Source organism: Celeribacter baekdonensis B30 (assembly GCF_000299875.1).
GTDB classification, from domain to species: Bacteria; Pseudomonadota; Alphaproteobacteria; order Rhodobacterales; family Rhodobacteraceae; genus Celeribacter; species Celeribacter baekdonensis_A.
In genome coordinates this window covers 246,695-265,564 of record NZ_AMRK01000001.1, presented here as the reverse complement: position 1 = coordinate 265,564, position 18,870 = coordinate 246,695, and the positions used below count along the sequence as shown (strand labels likewise).

The 18,870-nt window shown below is 57.3% G+C and carries 11 protein-coding genes; 9 read left to right on the top strand and 2 right to left on the bottom strand.

Annotated elements, in window-relative coordinates; genetic code table 11:
* Nucleotide 1 precedes the first annotated feature (1 nt).
* From B30_RS01300 to B30_RS01260, 9 genes are all read left to right on the top strand, one after another.
* Nucleotides 2-1,552, top strand: a complete 1,551-nt coding sequence (locus tag B30_RS01300) for an FGGY-family carbohydrate kinase (protein ID WP_081583645.1) — start codon at nucleotides 2-4, stop codon at nucleotides 1,550-1,552.
* A gap of 84 nt (nucleotides 1,553-1,636) precedes the next feature.
* Complete coding sequence (locus B30_RS01295) at nucleotides 1,637-3,409, top strand: thiamine pyrophosphate-binding protein (protein ID WP_009570165.1); 1,773 nt, start codon at nucleotides 1,637-1,639, stop codon at nucleotides 3,407-3,409.
* Nucleotides 3,410-4,263: 854 nt separating this feature from the next.
* Nucleotides 4,264-5,619, top strand: coding sequence for a chromosomal replication initiator protein DnaA (gene dnaA / locus B30_RS01290; RefSeq protein WP_009570164.1), 1,356 nt, complete (start codon nucleotides 4,264-4,266; stop codon nucleotides 5,617-5,619).
* A 195-nt stretch (nucleotides 5,620-5,814) separates the two neighbouring features.
* Nucleotides 5,815-6,933: a DNA polymerase III subunit beta gene (gene dnaN, locus B30_RS01285; RefSeq protein WP_009570163.1), complete on the top strand. Its 1,119-nt coding sequence runs from the start codon at nucleotides 5,815-5,817 to the stop codon at nucleotides 6,931-6,933.
* Nucleotides 6,934-6,967: 34 nt separating this feature from the next.
* On the top strand, nucleotides 6,968-8,077 hold the full coding sequence (recF, locus tag B30_RS01280; protein ID WP_009570162.1) for a DNA replication/repair protein RecF: 1,110 nt from the start codon (nucleotides 6,968-6,970) through the stop codon (nucleotides 8,075-8,077).
* On the top strand, nucleotides 8,074-8,694 hold the full coding sequence (locus B30_RS01275; RefSeq protein WP_009570161.1) for a LysE family translocator: 621 nt from the start codon (nucleotides 8,074-8,076) through the stop codon (nucleotides 8,692-8,694). The genes recF and B30_RS01275 overlap by 4 nt, the downstream gene beginning before the upstream one ends.
* An 89-nt stretch (nucleotides 8,695-8,783) precedes the next feature.
* Nucleotides 8,784-11,222 carry a DNA topoisomerase (ATP-hydrolyzing) subunit B gene (gene gyrB / locus B30_RS01270; RefSeq protein ID WP_009570160.1) on the top strand — a complete coding sequence of 813 codons (2,439 nt, stop codon included), beginning with the start codon at nucleotides 8,784-8,786 and terminating at the stop codon, nucleotides 11,220-11,222.
* Nucleotides 11,223-11,291: 69 nt separating this feature from the next.
* Nucleotides 11,292-12,203, top strand: coding sequence for a glycosyltransferase (locus tag B30_RS01265; protein ID WP_009570159.1), 912 nt, complete (start codon nucleotides 11,292-11,294; stop codon nucleotides 12,201-12,203).
* Nucleotides 12,196-13,338 carry a glycosyltransferase gene (locus B30_RS01260; protein WP_009570158.1) on the top strand — a complete coding sequence of 381 codons (1,143 nt, stop codon included), beginning with the start codon at nucleotides 12,196-12,198 and terminating at the stop codon, nucleotides 13,336-13,338. The genes B30_RS01265 and B30_RS01260 overlap by 8 nt, the downstream gene beginning before the upstream one ends.
* Here B30_RS01260 and B30_RS01255 read toward each other — a convergent pair.
* Entirely contained in the window at nucleotides 13,331-15,964 is a 2,634-nt protein-coding gene (locus B30_RS01255) for a S8 family serine peptidase (RefSeq protein WP_009570157.1), read from the bottom strand. The two genes, B30_RS01260 and B30_RS01255, sit on opposite strands and share 8 nt — an antisense overlap.
* Before the next feature lie 92 nt (nucleotides 15,965-16,056).
* Nucleotides 16,057-18,759: a calcium-binding protein gene (locus B30_RS01250; protein ID WP_009570156.1), complete on the bottom strand. Its 2,703-nt coding sequence runs from the start codon at nucleotides 18,757-18,759 to the stop codon at nucleotides 16,057-16,059.
* Nucleotides 18,760-18,870 lie beyond the last annotated feature (111 nt).

Genomic DNA, 18,870 nt, shown 5'->3' with positions numbered 1-18,870 from the left:
TATGACCCCTGATATGACCAATGCGACCCAAGATCTGATCCTCGGGCTCGACTGTGGCACCGGCGGGGCGCGGGCGCTGATTGCCACGGTGGCGGGCGATGTGCTTGCCATCGTCGATAGCCCCTATCCCACCCACTACCCCCATGCGGGTTGGGCGACGCAAAGCCCGGATGCATGGTGGCGCGCAGCCTGTGAGGCGGTGCGTGGGGCCATTGCGGAGGCCAGCATTGATCCCGCGCGCATTGCGGCGATCTGTGCTGATGGCACCTCAAGCACTTTGGTGTCTTTGGATGCCGATTTGACGCCTGTGTCCGATGCAATTTTGTGGATGGACAACCGCGCCTCGCCGCAAGCCCACCGGATCGAGCATACCGGACACCCGGCCCTGCGCCGATCACGCGCGGGGGTCTCTGCCGAAACCGCTTTGCCGAAAATCATGTGGCTCAAAGACAATGCGCCAGAGGCCTATTCGGCCACCCGTTGGTTCGTCGAAATGACGGATTACATGGCGCTTTGTCTGTCGGGGACGCTGACCCTGGGTCAGAACCACACCATCAATCGCTGGTTTTACAATCCGCGTGCGGGCGGCTGGCCGGTTGATTTTCTCGACGCGATTGGGCTTGCGGGCATCACCGAGCGCTTTCCCAAAGACATGCCCGCCTTGGGCGATCCGATTGGTCCGATCACAGCGCAGGCGGCCGCGCAGATGGGACTGTCACCCAAAACGCTGGTCGTGGCCGGGGGCACGGACGCCTATGTCGCCATGGTCGGACTGAACACCCTGCGCCCTGGCGAAACCGCGCTGATCACCGGCACCTCGCATCTGGTGTTGCCGGTGGTGGCCGAAGATGTCGAGATCGAAGGCCTGTTTGGCCCGCATCCCGATTGCGTCAGCCAAGGCGCGTTTGTCATGGAGGGCGGGCAAGTGTCCTCGGGTGGGATTTTACGGTGGTGGCATGATCTGCTGCATGAGGGCGACAATGGCTATGAAGAGATGTTGGCCCAAGCCGAAGCCGCCCCGCCCGGCGCCAATGGTTTGGTCGTGCTGGATTTCTGGCAGGGCAATCGCAACCCTTTCACCGATTACGATCTGCAAGGCGCGATCTGGGGGCTGACGCTCAAACATGGCCGCGCAGACATCACCCGTGCGTTGATGGAATCTGTGGCGCTTGGCACGGCCAATATTCTGGGCCGCCTACAGGCGCGGGGGCTGGAGGTCAAAACCATGACATTGGCCGGGGGTGTGTTGCGCTCGCCGTTTTGGGCGCAGATGCACGCGGATGCCACCGGCGTCACCCTGCGCATTCCCGATGTGGGCGAGGCCACCGCTTTTGGTGCTGCGATCACGGCGGCGGTCGGCGCGGGGCTGTATCCGTCGCTGGAACAGGCCGCCGATGCGATGGTACGTATTCGCTCCGAAATTCATCCTGATCCCGCGCGCCATGCGCAGCTCAGTTCACAGATGGAACTCTATCTTGAAACCCATGCGGCACTGCGGCCCTTGATGCACCGCCAAGCCGCGCGAAGCCGGGCCAGCCCAGCCGCGCATTAACGTCTAAACGTCTCATTTTTATCGACTTTCGGTTGCAGCCCTTGGCTGTGGCCCGGAATCCTACTGCCAATGAAAGGAAAAATCATGGCTCATATCGGAGACCTCATTGCTGAAATGCTCGCACAATACGGGGTCGAATATGTCTACGGGATGCCCGGCGGACAGACCACTGCGCTCCATGATGGCATTTCACGCCGCAACGATCGTATCCGCCATATTCTGATGCGCGACGAACGCAACGCCGCCTATGCCGCCGATGCCTATGCGCGTCTGACCGGCAAGCCCGGCATTTGTGACGTGACGGTGGGACCGGGTGCGAACCTGCTTCCCGCAGGTTTCTTGGAGGCGCTCAACGCCTCGATCCCGATGATCGGGATCATTGGCGAGCTGCCGCTCGATTGGTTGCCGCTGAAAGAAAAAGGCATTGCCAGCCAAGGTTTTGATCAGCTCAGCTTTTTCAAAAGCTGCTCGAAAGAGGCTTATTTGGTGCCCTCGGTTGCGGCCCTGCCGGAATTGATCCGTACCGCATTTCGGGTGGCCACCTCGCCGCGCCCCGGTCCCGTGGCGTTGATTATTCCGCATGATATTTTCGATGCGGACTGGGACGAAGACCTGTTGAAAATCAAGGTCGATGATCGTTCGGTCCAGATGCCCTATATGCGCAGCTGTGCGCCCGCAGGCGAGATTGCCGCCGCAGCCGCGCTGATCAAACGGGCCAAACGTCCGGCTCTGGTCTGTGGTGGCGGTGTGCATGGCTCGGGTGCGGCCGAGATCGTCACGGAATTTGCCGACAAGTTTAATGGCCTTGTGGTGACAAGCCTCTCGGGCAAAGGATCGGTGCCGGAAACGCGCGATTATGCGGCGGGGGTGCTCAACCCCCTGGGGTCGAAAGCGGCCATTGAACTGATCAAAGAGGCCGATTTGGTGGTTTGGTGCGGTTCGAAAGTCAGCCAAAACACGGGCATGAACTGGTCTTTGCCGCTGCCGGAACAAGCGACCATCACCATTGATTTCGATCCGCTCGAACATGGCCGGACGTTCCGACCGACCGTGGCGCTGATGGGCGATGTGCGCGAGACCGTTTTGGCGCTTGGCACCGCTTTGGGGGATATTCCCGAGCACAACGATTGGCTTGCTCGGATTTCCGAGGTCAAAGCGGCCTGTGACACCGACAAAGCCGCTGAAATCGCCTCTGATATGCTGCCGATCCAACCGCCCCGGATCATGAATGAGATCGCCAAACGGCTTGAAGAGGATGACATTGTGGTCTCCGACGCCTCGTTTTCGGCGGGTTGGATTTCCGGCTATATTCCGGTGAAAAAACCGGGGCGTCAGTTCCTGTTTGCGCGCGGGCAGGGGGGATTGGGCTATGCCGTGCCGGGGGCGATTGGCGCGGCAGCCGTGCGGCCAAATGCGCGGATTGTGACCGTCGCGGGCGATGGCGCGTTTTCCTACACGATCGGCGAATTGGCGACCATGTGCCAATATGACCAAAAGGTCGTCAACGTGGTGATCAACAACGGTAAATTGGGCTGGATTCAACTCTGGCAGGAGCTGTATTTCAACAACGTCCAGTCGGTTGATCTGGAAAGTCAAAGCTCAGTTCCGGGCTACGCGGGCGCAGCGGCGGCGCTTGGGCTTTTGGGCATTTACGTTGAAAAACCTGACGAGATCGGCCCGGCTTTGGATCGTGCTTTTGCCCATGACGGACCTTCGGTGGTCGAGGTGCGCATTGATGATCGGGCAACCCCGATCCATTCGTTCAAACGCCGCCTGCGTGAGAAATCGGATACGCCGTTCCCGCGTCCGGGCACCGTCTATCGCTTGCGCGACTGGAAGGTTTCGCCGGATCTGTAATGGTTCGGGCCACCTTGGTGCCCCTGATCGTTTCTGCAAAAGGCCGGATGCGCATACCGCGCGTCCGGTCATTTTGGCTCCGCCCATCAGGTGCGGCCATATTGTATTCGACCATCGCCACGGTCGCGTGATCTGCGTATTTTTACAGCATATTTTTTGCCGAAACATTTTTGCCATGCAGCGAATCTTTCGCAGCCGCAGCGTCTGCCAAATCTCGCTTACAGGGCGCAACGGGACAAACTGTATCCGGTCGTCAAATACGCAAACCTGAGACAATTTCATCACGCAGGCTGTGGTGACAAAAGGCCTTTTTGGATTCGGTTTGAGGAAAGACAGAGTCAAGCGCGAAGTTCGATTGCGCGGGTGCTCCACAGGTTGCTAGCTTGCCCCTGCGATTCACGTCGTCTTGGGGGACATTCAGGAATCGTGCAAGGCAAACGGACAGCTACATTTGCCCGTCCGGGATTAGAATTTGATCCGCTTGCACGCCGTTGAGGCTTTTCGTCTGGGTAGGGGTACTCAGGCCAAAGGCTATCTAGGCCGATAACGCTTTGGCGTTTGTCGGTTTTGATGTGTCCAAACAACCCGCGCCTGTCGTGTGCAAATTCTGTTTAGCAGGGTGTGAGGCCCCTGTTTTCTATGGGTTTGTACAGGTTAGGCGCGACAAACATGGGCACTGGTGCCGGAAACATGCGACTTTGTGAGGGAGTCGTATGAACGGCCTTTGTATGCTGGTCCCATGAATATCGAGACGATCCGAGGCGCAAGAGCCACGGTTCAGGCAGTCTGCTGCCTGCGCCCGATGTCGGAAAATCCGGCATTGCATAAACAACGATAATGGGTCGAACATAAAAATGAAAAACGATACGTGGGGACGTGTTAAACAACAATTGCTCGAGTCCGTAGGGCGGAACAATTTTGCAAACTGGATCGAGCCGCTCGAACTGACAAAAGTGGACAACGGTGTTGCGGTCTTTTCCGTGCCGACCAGCTTTATGGCCAACTGGGTGTCCCGCAATTTTGCCGATACCATTCTGACACATCTCAAGGCCGCAAATGCCCCCGCGTCCCGTGTTGAATTTAAAGTTGCGGCGCATCAGCCGCAGCCTGCAACATCAGAGCCAAAGCCCGCCGCCGCACCCGTTGTGGCCCCGGTCGAGCCCGCCGAATTGCCCGGTGCGCCGCTTGATGCACGGTTCACATTCGACAATTTCGTGGTGGGTAAACCCAACGAATTGGCCCATGCCGCCGCGCGTCGCGTGGCCGAAGGTGGCCCGGTGACCTTTAACCCCTTGTTCCTTTACGGCGGTGTTGGCCTGGGCAAGACCCATTTGATGCACGCCATTGCCCATGAGACCCGCACCCGCAATCCGGAGCTGCGCGTCCTCTATCTTTCCGCCGAACAATTCATGTACCGCTTCGTGCAAGCGCTGCGCGATCGTCAGATGATTGACTTCAAGCAAATTTTTCGTTCGGTCGATGTGTTGATGGTCGATGACGTGCAATTCATCGCCGGCAAAGACAGCACCCAAGAAGAGTTTTTCCATACGTTCAACGCATTGGTCGATCAGGGCAAACAGATCATCATCTCCGCCGACCGCGCGCCGGGGGAGATCAAGAACCTCGAAGACCGGATCAAATCGCGTCTGCAATGCGGCCTTGTGGTCGATCTGCACCCGACCGATTACGAACTGCGTCTCGGTATTCTTCAAACCAAAGCCGAAGCCTACCGCGCGCAATATTCGGGCCTTCAGTTTGCTGATGGCGTGTTGGAATTCTTGGCCCATCGTATTTCGACCAACGTGCGTGTGCTGGAGGGGGCTTTGATGCGCCTCTTCGCCTTCGCCTCTTTGGTGGGCCGCGAGATCACCCTTGATCTGACCCAGGAATGCCTCGCCGACATCCTCAAACAATCGGATCGGAAGGTCACGGTTGAGGAAATTCAGCGCAAAGTCTCGGAACATTACGCCATTCGCCTGTCCGACATGATCGGTCCCAAACGGGTGCGTTCGATTGCCCGTCCGCGTCAGGTCGCGATGTATCTGGCCAAGCAACTGACCTCGCGGTCCTTGCCGGAAATCGGTCGTCGTTTTGGCGGACGTGACCACACCACCGTCATGCATGGGGTGCGTCGGATCGAAGAACTCAAAGGCACCGACAGCCAAATCGCGGATGATGTCGAAATGCTGCGTCGAGCGCTTGAGGCCTGATGGGGCCTCACCTTAGGGGAATATGGTGAAATCTGAGCCCAATCCGCTGCATCGCCGCGACAAATGTCTGTGGCGATGCGCGCGGCCCTTGACGCTTAGGTTCCAAAACAACACAGTCCCGTTAAACAATATCTTGCGCCCGGGGATGAATGGTTTAGGCTCAACACCCCGGCTTATGAATTCTATGAGGGTGGCATGAAAATCAGCATCGAACGCGGCACGCTTTTGAAAGCCGTCGGCCAAGCGCAATCCGTCGTTGAGCGTCGGAACACCATTCCGATCCTCGCCAACGTGTTGATCGAGGCTGAGGGCGACATGGTCTCCTTCCGCGCCACGGATCTTGACATCGAAGTGGTGGACAAATGCGCCGCCATGGTCGAGCGCGCCGGGGCCACGACCGTCTCCGCCGTCATGCTCCACGAGATTGTGCGCAAATTGCCCGATGGCGCGATGGTTCAGCTCACCGATGATGGCACCAATGGCCGTTTGACGGTTGAGGCGGGTCGGTCGAACTTCTCTCTGGCGACCTTGCCCAAAGAAGATTTCCCGATGATGGCCTCCTCGGAATATGACAGCAATTTCGCGATCCCGGCCCCGGTGTTGCGCCGCCTGTTTGATAAATCGAAATTCGCCATCTCGACCGAAGAAACCCGCTATTACCTGAACGGCGTGTTCATGCATATTGCGGATAGTGAAAATGGCAAATCGCTGCGCTGTGTGGCGACGGACGGTCACCGTTTGGCGCGCATCGACGCGGTGCTCCCTGATGGGGCCGCCGAGATGCCCGGCGTGATTGTGCCGCGCAAAACCGTGGGCGAATTGCGCAAGCTGTTGGATGACGACGATATGACCATCGCGGTCTCCGTGTCCGAAGCGAAAGTGCGTTTTGCCACCCCGGAAATCACCCTGACCTCTAAGGTGATCGACGGCACCTTCCCGGATTACACCCGTGTGATCCCGGTTGGAAATACCCGCAAACTCGAAGTCGATGCGGCGGATTTTGCCAAGGCGGTCGACCGTGTGGCCACCGTGTCCTCCGAGCGCTCGCGCGCGGTCAAATTGACCCTCGAAGAAGACAAGCTGATCCTTTCTGTGAACGCCCCGGATTCGGGTGCCGCCGAGGAAGAATTGGCCGTGGCCTACAATGATGAGCGTCTGGAAATTGGATTTAATGCCAAATACTTGCTCGAAATCGCCTCGCAAGTGGACCGCGAGAATGCCGTGTTTTTGTTCAACTCCTCGGGCGACCCGACCCTGATGCGCGAAGGCAATGATACCTCCGCCGTCTATGTCGTCATGCCGATGCGGGTTTGAGCCGTTCAACCACCTAAAACACAAGTGAGCAGCAATGGGCCGTCTCTACATCGAAGAGCTGAGCCTGTCGCATTTTCGCTCTCATCGGGCCGCACGTCTTGAATTGGACGGGCGGCCTGTTGCGATTTATGGTGCCAATGGCGCAGGCAAAACCAACATTTTAGAGGCAGTGTCTTTGCTTTCGCCGGGACGGGGCCTGCGCCGGGCCGCGCCTGATGAGATCGGGCACAAATCGGTCGGGGTGGGTTGGAAAATCCGCGCCGATCTTGTCTCACTGCATCAAATGCATGAGCTGGAAACATGGGCCGAACCGGGCTCTGCGCGCACCGTGCGGGTCGACGGCAAATCAGCACCACAGGTGGCGTTGGGCCGGATCGCCCGTGTGGTCTGGCTGATCCCGGCGATGGACCGGCTTTGGATCGAAGCGCCTGAGGGGCGGCGGCGGTTTTTGGACCGGATGGTGATGTCGTTTGAACCACGCCATGCAGAGGCGGTTTTGGCCTATGAAAAGGCGATGCGGGATCGCAATCGTCTGCTCAAAGACATGGTGCGCGATGCCCATTGGTATGACGCGCTTGAGGCGCAAATGGCCGATCAGGGCGCGGTGATCATGACCAATCGCCTGAACGCGCTTGAACGTTTGGCGCGGGCGCAAGACGGGGCCGAAACCGCCTTTCCTGCAGCGCATTTGACGCTGAAAGCCTCCGATGATCTGCCTTTGCCGGTGGAACGGGATGATTTGCTCGCCGCTTATGCCGACACTCGCCCCCGCGACATGCACGCCGGGCGCACGCTGATCGGGCCGCACCGCGCGGATTTGACGGCGGTCTATACGGCCAAAGATGTGGCCGCCGATCAATGTTCGACCGGGGAGCAAAAGGCGCTGTTGATCTCACTGATCCTCGCCAATGGCCGTGCCTTGGCCGAGGACTTTGGTGCCGCGCCGATCTTTCTGCTCGACGAGGTCGCTGCCCATCTTGACGCCAACCGCCGCGCCGCGCTCTATCATGAAATCGGCGCGCTGGGCGCTCAGGCATTTATGACCGGAACTGGTCCCGAACTTTTCGCAGAACTCGACGGGCGTGCCGCCCGCTATGAGGTCTCTGAGGAGGGCGGATCGTCCCTTTTGAAAGAAATCCTATGACCATCGCATTTGGCGATCTTGGCCTCTATGCCTTTGCCCTTTTGGTGTTGTTTTTGACCCCCGGCCCGGTGTGGTTGGCGATGTTGGCGCGCGCGCTGTCGGGCGGGTTTAACGCGGCATGGCCCTTGGCGTTGGGCGTGGTGATTGGCGATGTGTTGTGGTCGCTTTTGGCGATCCTTGGTGTGTCCTGGATCGTATCTGAATTTAGCGGCTTTTTGACCGTGCTCAGATGGGTCGCGGTGGCGATGTTCCTGTTCATGGGGGCGATGTTGATCCGCCATGCCGACAAACAAATCGCCGCCGACAGCCGCCTCACGCGCCCCGGCATGTGGGCCGGATTTGTCGCGGGGCTGATTTGCATTATCGGCAATCCCAAAGCAATCTTATTCTACATGGGCTTTCTGCCGGGCTTTTTTGACCTGTCCACTTTGACAATGCCCGACATCGTGGCGATCTGTGGGGTCTCGGCACTGATCCCGCTGGTCGGCAACCTGATTTTGGGGGCTTCTGTCGGTGCTGTGCGCAGGATTATGACCTCTCCGCGCGCGCTCAGGCGGATGAATATCGGCGCTGGAAGCCTGTTGATTTTCGTCGCATTGGTGATCCCTTTCGTCTGATCCGCAAACCGTCCTTTTCTCGTGTCATTTGCGTGACATCCCGCCTGCGGTCGCGTATAAAAAGCGCAAGAAATAACAAGGTACTCCGCATGTCCGATACGCCACACGATCCCTCCGAATATGGTGCAGATTCCATCAAGGTTCTCAGGGGCTTAGAAGCCGTTCGCAAACGTCCCGGTATGTATATTGGCGACACAGACGATGGCTCCGGTCTGCATCACATGGTCTATGAGGTGGTGGACAACGGGATTGACGAGGCTCTGGCCGGTCATGCCGATTATGTGACCGTCATCATCCACAAAGACAGCTCGGTTTCGGTGCGTGACAACGGTCGTGGCATTCCCACCGACATGCACCACGAAGAGGGCGTCTCGGCCGCCGAGGTCATCATGACCCAACTGCACGCGGGCGGTAAATTCGACAGCAACTCCTACAAGGTCTCCGGCGGTCTGCACGGCGTGGGCGTGTCGGTTGTAAACGCATTGTCCGACTGGCTTGAACTCAAAGTCTGGCGCAATGGTAAAATCCACCAAGCGCGGTTTGAGCGTGGCGATACCGTTGAGCACCTCAAGGTGATCGGCGATGCGGGCGATGAAACCGGCACCGAAGTGCGGTTCATGGCCTCCGCCAAGACGCTCGACCCCGAGGTTGGCACATTCTCCAACCTCGATTACTCCTTTGAGACGCTGGAAAAACGTCTGCGCGAATTGGCGTTTTTGAACTCCGGTGTGCGGATCATTCTTGAAGATCACCGTCCTGCCGATCCGCTCAAAACCGAGCTGTTCTATGAGGGCGGCGTCAAAGAGTTCGTCAAATATCTTGACCGTCACAAAACCGGGATGATGCCGGAACCGATTTTCGTCACCGGCGAACGGGATGACATTGGCGTTGAGGTCGCGATGTGGTGGAACGACAGCTACCATGAAAACGTGCTACCCTTTACCAACAACATCCCGCAACGCGACGGCGGCACCCATTTGGCGGGCTTTCGCGGCGCACTGACCCGGACGTTGACCAAATACGCCGCTGATTCCGGCATCGCCAAACGCGAAAAGATCACTTTTACCGGCGATGACGCGCGCGAAGGCCTGACCTGTGTTTTGTCGGTGAAAGTGCCCGATCCGAAATTCTCGTCGCAGACCAAAGACAAGTTGGTGTCCTCTGAGGTACGTCCTGCGGTTGAAAATCTTGTAAGCGAAAAACTCACCGAGTGGCTGGATGAAAACCCGCGTGAGGCCAAGGTCATCGTCAGCAAGATCGTCGAGGCCGCACAGGCCCGCGAGGCGGCGCGTAAGGCGCGTGATCTCACCCGGCGCAAATCGGCGCTTGATGTGAACTTTTTGGCCGGCAAACTCAAGGATTGCTCGGAAAAGGACCCGTCCCAGACCGAAGTCTTCCTCGTCGAGGGGGATTCCGCTGGGGGGTCCGCCCAAACGGGCCGGGACCGTCGGACACAGGCGATCCTGCCGCTCAAAGGTAAAATCCTCAACGTCGAGCGTGCGCGGTTTGACCGGATGCTGGGCAGCCAAGAGATTGGTAACCTTGTTATGGCGCTGGGGACGGGCATCGGGCGCGATGAGTTCAAACTCGAAAAACTGCGCTACCACAAAATCGTCATCATGACCGATGCGGACGTTGATGGCGCCCACATTCGGACGCTGTTGTTGACCTTCTTCTTCCGCCAAATGCCGCAGCTGATCGAGGCCGGGCACCTGTTTATCGCCCAGCCACCGCTCTACAAAGTCGCGCGCGGCAAGTCCGAGGTGTACCTCAAAGACCAAGCGGCGATGGAAGAATATCTGATCCAGCAAGGTGTCGATGGGGCGGTGTTGCGGCTCAAGTCCGGCGAAGAGATTGCCGGGGCGGATTTGGCCCGCGTGGTCGAAGGCGCGCGTACGTTCAAGCGGATTTTGGAAGCCTTCCCAACGCATTACCCACGCCACATCATCGAACAAGCCGCCCTTGCCGGGGCGTTTGAGCCGGGGCGTGTGGACGCCGATCTGTCGGGCACTGCCGATATGGTGGCACGGCGTTTGGATATGATCGCGCGTGAGTTTGAACGCGGCTGGACCGGTCGCCCGACCCAGGATGTCGGCATCCGTTTGACCCGCGTTCTGCGTGGTGTCGAAGAGGTGCGCACCCTGGATGGCGCGATCCTGCGCGGGGGCGAAGCCCGCCGGATCAACCAAGAGGTCGCGGCGACCAACGGCGTGTTCAAAGACCCCTCGCGCCTCGTGCGCAAGGATCGCGAAACGTTGATTCACGGTCCGATCGAGTTGTTGAACGCCATCCTTGAAGAAGGCGAAAAGGGCCTGTCGCTTCAGCGCTACAAAGGTCTGGGTGAGATGAACCCGGATCAGCTTTGGGAAACCACGCTTGATCCTGAGGCTCGCACCTTGTTGCAGGTCAAAATCGAAGACCTCGCCGAAGCCGATGACATCTTTACCAAGCTGATGGGCGATGTTGTCGAGCCGCGTCGCGAGTTCATTCAAGACAATGCGCTCAACGTCGAAAACCTCGACGCGTAACCTTTGGGCCCCGCAAGCGATTGCGTGGCCCGAGCATTCTACGCGGCATGTGAGAGGAGGGAGGCTGGGGTGAAAGTCGGGATCGTTCTTGGACTGCATGACAGCCCCCTTTGGATCACGGATCAAATCCGCTCGATTCAGGATCAAAGCCACACCAATTGGGTGATGGTGATCCGCGACGATGGCCCGAAAACCGAAACGAGTGCGTTGGCGCAATCGTCAACTCAGAACGATCCACGCATTTCCTATCGCTGTGCCGAGCCTGCGGGGTTTGTGGTCAATTTTCTAATGGGTCTGCGCGATCTCCCCGCTGACTGCGAGGCCGGGGCGTTTTCAGATCAAGATGACATCTGGAACCGTGACAAATTGGCCCGCGCCGTTGATGCGCTGCGTGACTTTGGTGATCGGCCCGCGCTGTATTGCGCGCGGCGGCATGTTTTGACCGAAAGGGGCATTGTGGGCGATACATTGCTCTATAAGCGCCCGCCGTCTTTCGCCAATGCCCTGATCGAAAACATCGCGCCGGGGAATACCATCGTTTTGAACCGCGCCGCCCTTGATCTCGCCCGCCGCACAGCACCACTTGCATCGGGTGTTTTTGCGCATGATTGGTGGCTGTATCAATTGATTAGCGGGGTTGGCGGCACCGTGATTTATGACCCCGAACCCGTTGTGCAGTATCGCCAGCACAGCCAAAACATTCTTGGCGCGGGGGAACATGGTCTGACCTGGCTGACCAACAAACTGGCCGTAACCAAAGGACTTTATCGGGCGCGTATTGATCAACAAACGGCGGCATTGCGCGCGGTTTATGATCGGCTGACGCCAGAAAACCAAACCCTCTTGGATTGCTTTTGTGCGGCGCGCCGGGCGAAAGGGCCGCTTTCGCGCCTGCGTGCTATGCGGCGTCTGCCCGTGCGGCGGCAAGGCACGCTGTCGCATCTGACATTCCTCACGGCTGTGGTCTGTGACTATGCGTGATCGTCCGAAAATCCTGTTCGTTGGTGGTTCTGGTGTGCCCTCCGGCGTTCCAACCTTTATCAAGGCGGTGACCGAAGCCGCAGGCGATGACATCGAAAGTGTTGTTGTGTCCGAACCGGATCAGGGGGGCTATGGCCGATTGGCGACGGGGGCGCGTCACATCGCAGTGGATGGTTTGGCGACCACCCTCAATCCTTTTCATCAACGCCGTGCCCGCAGCCGTCTTGAACAGGTTATTTTGAGCGAAAAGCCATCCTTGGTCTGGGCTCACGCGCGCATGGCCGTTCATCTGTGCCGTGATCTTTTTTCGGAAACCACGCCAAGTTTTTCACGCCTCGCCGTCAGTTTGCATGGGCTGCCCTTTGGCCCCGGTCACCGACCACCCCTGAAAGCCATGTCAAAATTCATCGAGATGCGCCACCTGCGCCATACGCGCCCGCATCATATTCACCTGCTGACCCAAGAAGATGTGCAGTTCTACTGCGCCGCTTTGCCGCCCTCCATGGTCGGGCGCCATGATTTTCAGACCCTTGGCACAGTGTCGCATATGGGTTTGGCTCACACAGCACCCAGTCAGACACTCACCGGGCCGCTACGCATCGTGATGACCACACGCGCGAGCTATCAAAAAAATCTGATCGAAGCCGCGCATATTCTTGCGCGTGTCACAATCCCTTGGCGGCTTGATCTGTGGGGCGCGGGCACACAATCCGAAGCTCTGATCAAAAGATTTCGCGCCGTTCTGGGGCCACTGTTAGATCGAGTCCGCTTTCATGGCCCGACCCGCGATGTTGCGTCCGCTTTGAGTGACGCGGATTTGTATCTTTTGACATCGCGCTATGAGGGTATGTCGATCGGCGTACATGAGGCGTTTGAATGCGGTCTTGCCCTGGCCCTGAGCGACATTCCCGCAAACCAAGTGTTTCTCAAGGCGCATCCCTTTGCCGCAGCTTTGCCTTTGGGGCGGCCGTCAGAGGCGGCTCTCAGACTGGATCAGCTTTATACCCGCCTCACTCGAGCGCCGGACTACCGTGTGACATCGCACACCGCTTGGCGGTCCAGTTTTAGCCCGGAGTTGTGGACCCAACAGGCCCGCCAAATGGTGCGTGATATTCTGAATCGCCCACTTAGGTGATGATCAGAATGTCATTGGCGATGCGGCCAATATCGGTGACGCCCAACAGAGAGATCGTATTGCCGTCGCCGAAGTCAAAGACGATATTGCCATCCACCACATCAGCATAATTGCTCACAAGAGCGTTGATGTCGGTGCCTGCAATGGTGCCGTCGATGAAAAGGCGGTCCACGCCGATTTCGTAATCTGCAATGCGGTCAGCGCCGTCGTTTTCATAAAACACGAACTTATCCGCGCCATTGCCGCCGAGCATGTAGTCGTTCCCAGCGCCACCAACAACGGTATCATTGCCGTTCCCGGCGCTCAGAGTGTCATTGCCCTGATCGCCATACATACGATCATTGCCGCTGTTGCCAATCAATCGGTCAGCACCCGTGTTGCCAAAGAGGACGCCGCTGCCGCTGCCATCAAGCAAGGTGTCATTGCCGGAGCCACCAAACATTTGGTTGTTGCCGTAAATGTCATAGAGCACGTCGTCACCAGCGTCTCCCAGCATCCGGTCACCACCAGCCTCGCCATTGAGGCGATCATGGCCAATGCCGCCGTTGAGCACGTCAAAATTGTCACCCCCGGTCAGGGTGTCATTGCCACCGCCGCCGATCAAAATATCGTCGCCGTTTCGGCCCATCATAAAGTCATTGCCAGCCCCGCCTGAGAGGATGTTGTTGCCATGGGTGCCGCGCAGGTCATCGTTGTATGCGGAGCCGGTGAGGTTCTCGATGGAAGAGTAGGTATCCCCCGCAGAATCGCCGGTGCCGGAACCGCCATTGATGAGGTCAGCGATCACGATCCCGGACGCGTTGGAATATGAGGCTGAATCAGTGCCAGCCCCGCCACGCAAAATGTCGGCCCCGTCGCCACCAACCAAAACGTCGTTTCCGCGCATCCCCTGAAGAATATTTGCGCCGCTGTTGCCGTACAAAACATCGTCGCCATCGCCGGTCACGATATTCTCGACCGAGCCGTTGAGTGTCACCCAAGTGGCATTGTCGACTTGCACAGAGGAGGTGAGATTGGCCAGAACATCGCCGGTGATTGCCGCCATGTTGATCCAGTCTGTGCCCCCGTCCGTGTCGGCCAAAGTGCCGCGGCTGCTTTCCAGCGCCAGCATCGTTAAAAAGTCGTCTGTGTAGGTGTAGACAGAATTTGCCGTGGCCTCAGCGCCCTGGAATTCAATCGTGATATAGTCGATGTAGTAATAATCACTGTCACCGGAGAAATTGTCTGCCACCACAACGGACCATGTTCCAACCGACGACATGCCCATGACGGCGGCGACACCAAAGGTCCAAGTGCCCAAATCTGCCGACCCGCCCTCTTGGTCCAAAAGGGGAATATAGGTGCCATCCGGTCCCACCAGATAGATGGTGAGATCCTCCATGTAATAGTGATCCGTGCTGATCGTCACATTGACATGTTCCAGCGCGATATCGGTGTTGCAGGTCACCGTGGATATGGCGCCAGTTGAGTTACTAATCCGCTGGTTGGTGTTGTTGGTCAGGGTGACAGAGTCGATATTGGCCGTTGTCTTGGCTGTGTCGTAAAGGTCGAGCCAAACTTCGGCCATACGCACGGCGGCGTAAGCGTCCACCATCCCGTAGCCATAATTCAGGTGAAAGCTGTTGCCGCCGCCGTTCCAATTGGTCGCGTCATTGATGCCCCACTGCGCAACCTCATACCCGGTCGCGCTTGAGCCAATATTGCTGCCAGTCAAGGAGGCGGACATGGCAAGGATCATGCGGACATCGCGCCAGCCGAGGTTTTCATTGGCATCCAACATCAGCGCGGTCACACCGCTCACCACAGGAGTCGCCGCGGAGGTTCCGCCAAAATTGGTGGCCCATGCTGTGTCGGAATAGCCGCCCGTGCCGACGATGTCCGTGGTCTCGGATGCAGCGGGTGCCGTCACCAAAACGTTCGCGCCAAAGTTTGAATAAGATGCGGCATCGCCATTTTTATCCGTTGCCGCGACCAAAATGATCTCAAACGCGGAATTGAGTTCGTCACCCTGTGCGTTGCCGTAGACACCGTAGTCCTGATAATAAGAGTTGTTTGCCTCGTTCCCGGCAGCTTTGACGATGATCGAGCCAAGCCCGCCACGCCCGTTGGTCGTCGCATAGACCACCCCGTCCTGATAGATGGAGGCGTTACCGCTTGAGGTGCTTGAAATGGAATTATAGATTGAATCATACATGGGGGTAGACCCCCATGAGTTGTTGATGATGTCGAATTTCGCCATTTCGTTCATCAGGTTTTTGAACGCAGTGATCCCGGACATCCCATTGAGCAACAGGTCCTGGCCATCATTGAGAAAATCGACGCTTGTCAGTTCGCTCCCAAAGGCCACGCCAACACCGTAGGAACCGTTTTCTGCACCGGCAATAATCCCGCCAACGGCGGTGCCATGTGAGTCCGTGTTGGTGTTGTAGTCGCCATCGACACCAGCGACGTTTGACTCGAGTGTCGCGTCGTAATTGCCCACCAGATCGGGGTGATCGACGTCCATACCATCGTCATACACGGCCACGTTGACGCCGGAGCCATTGAATTCGCTCCAAATCTTTTCGATGTCGCCAATAAGGTCAAAGTGCCATTGCAGGTTGTATTTCGGGTCTGTCGGTACCATCTGGTCCCCTACTCATAATAAGACAAGCTCACTTGGTTATTTCATAAAAAACGAACTGAATTAAGACATTATTTATGAATTTTAACGCGATTTTATGTGATGAGAATGGAGTCCGCCAAAGATGACAAATCGTTGATATTGTTCAAAACAATGATATCTCCCCCGCCAAAGTCGAAAATCGCATCGGTGCCGCTGAGCGTACAATAGGTCGCGATGGTATGGTTGGCATCGTAATTTCCATCGGTCAGAACGGCGTCGATGAAGAGACGGTCAATTCCGATCTCGAAGTCCGTAATCGTGTCCATTTCACTGCCGTCACGGAACACAAAAATATCCGCGCCGTTTCCCCCGGTGAGACTGTCGTTCCCTGAGCCGCCCGTCATCCGATCAATACCGTTGCCGCCAGACATGATGTCATCGCCCGCATCGCCGAGCATACGATCATTGCCCCCGCCTCCATTCATGCGGTCATGTCCTGCGTTCCCGGCCAAAACACTGTTCCCTGACCCATCCAGCAAAAAGTCATCGCCATTCCCGGCAATCAACCACCCCACACCTTCTAAATTCAGGAGCGTGTCATCCCCGTCCTCACCAACAAGACGATCATTGCCGCTGTCGCCGACCAATCGGTCCTTCCCGTTGCCGCCGTTTATAATGTCATTCCCGGCCCCACCATAGACAGTGTCATTGCCATGGCTCGCGATAACGATGTCATCCCCACCCCCTGCTTCGACATAGTCATGACCAAGCCGTGTATAGAGGTGATTGTCGCCATCATCGCCATAAACAATGTCGTTGCCATCCCCGCTGATCAGGTTCTCAATGCCAATATAGCTGTCCCCTTCAGCGCCCAATCCGACATTGTCGTCTGGATTCAAAAGGCTCAGCGTCAGGTCGGTGACGAACTCGCTGTAGCTGGCCGTATCAAAGCCACCGCCGCCATCCAGAATATCCGTGCCCAGTCCGCCGACCAAAATGTCATCACCATCCTGGCCCACAAGCCTGTCATTGCCATCGAAGCCTGAGAGTGTGTTGTTCTCGGTGTCCCCCTTGATCACGTCATCATACTGTGTCCCGATCACATTTTCGATCGACACCAGAGTGTCAGACGCCGCAGCTCCTGAGTTGAGCGCGCTGAATTGCAAATCAATATTGGCCGCGATTGCGGACAAGCTGTAGTCAACCGTGTCGATGCCATCGCCACCGTTGATGGTGTCTCCGCCGCTGGAGGCCACAAAAACATCCGCGCCCCCAAGGCCAAGCAAAATGTCGTTGGAGGAGGTGCCCGAAATGATGTCGTTGCCGTCTGTCCCCTCGATTGTCGCCGCGGCAGAATTGTCGATCCGTTCTCCGATGATGACGTGATCGGCGTTAAACAAAATCGTATCCACAAATGCGGCGAGTGGGACAGGCATCCCGTCATAGGTGGTCACGACAATACGCTCACCACCGAATGTCAGCACAAAGCCGGTCGTTGTCATTTCAATTTCGACACTGTTTGCCGAGCCTGACAAAGGGAAATGGGACAGATCAATGGTATCGGATGCGTAATTGAAATCGGTGACGTAATCCGTAACCCCATCGGGCCGAAACTGAAAAATATCGGCGCCGTTTCCCCCGGTCATCGTATCGCTTCCCGCGCCATCGACAAGAATATCTGCGCCGCCGTTTCCCGATAGGGTACTGCCGGTGTCTGTGGCGATGATGATGTCGTCATCTGCGGTGCCTGTGCTCGCCGACAAAACCGCGCCTTGATTGGAAACATCGACCGCGATCCGGGTCAGGCCGGTGTCGCCGGTGGATGTGGCGATCAATTCCAAGCCGTTGTTCGTGGTGACAAAAGTCAGTGAAGACACGTTCAAAAGGGCCGTGTCAAAGGTGTCGATGACGCTGCTCCAAAGGACCAGGGTCCCGTCTGGCAAAACCTTAAAGAGCGACAGACCGCCGTCATTGCCAGCAACAGCCAAATAGGCGGTGCCATTATAGTCTATGACATCAAGCGCGGACGCCCCGTCAAAGCGCGTGCCCAGTGTGTCGATGACCTGGTCAATGGCCGCCAATTGCCCCGTATCTGTCACTTCCAGGACGGTGATAGATCCGCTGTCAGCCGCGGTCATAAACACCAGCGTTTTCCCGCCATAGTCCAGGCTCCGAAGACCCGTGGGCGTTGTCACCGGCAGGCCTTCATTCGCACTGTAGCTGTCCACCTCCGTAAGCGCCCCGCCTGCGCCGATCTCAAGCAAAGTCAGACCATGTTCGGTGGCAGAGGCTGCCAAAACATAGGCTGTGCCATTGACTGTCATGGTGCAGAGCGCGCTGATGTCACTCAGATGGGTCGTGTCGTCATCGTAAAGGGTTTGTGCGTCGCCTGCGACAGCAGAGGCGTTGATTGAAAAGACAGAGAGGCCAGTGCCTTCGGAGAGCGCTGCGAGCACATGGGTCACGCCGTTGATCTCGATCGTGGCAATCTCCGCACGATTTGAGTGGCTGGTGGATTGGTTCAGCTGGACACAATGTGAACCGCCCTCACCGAGCTGAGCAAGTGCCAAAAGCTCCGCCTTTGGGATGATAAAATCGGAGCCTTCAATCGAAATCGAGGCAAAGCCTTCTGAACTTATGGCCTCTGTTGAAAAACTGAGATCGGTTCCGCCAATGATCTGTGTCGAGGCTTTTGTGCCCGAGGCTGTGTCGTAAAACACGAACGTGCCATTGGCATTCAACAGGCCCGTTGTCACCTGTGAAAGGAAAAATGCGTCGTCAGCCCAGAGCGTTTCTAAAATTGACAGGGACCCCATGCCCACCTCCGTCTACCACCAAGGGCAGAATGCGGGCGAAGTGCTTAAGGCGGCCTTTTTCAAATCGGGCATAAAAACGGCAAGAGTTTCAGAATTGAATCAACTCTCACA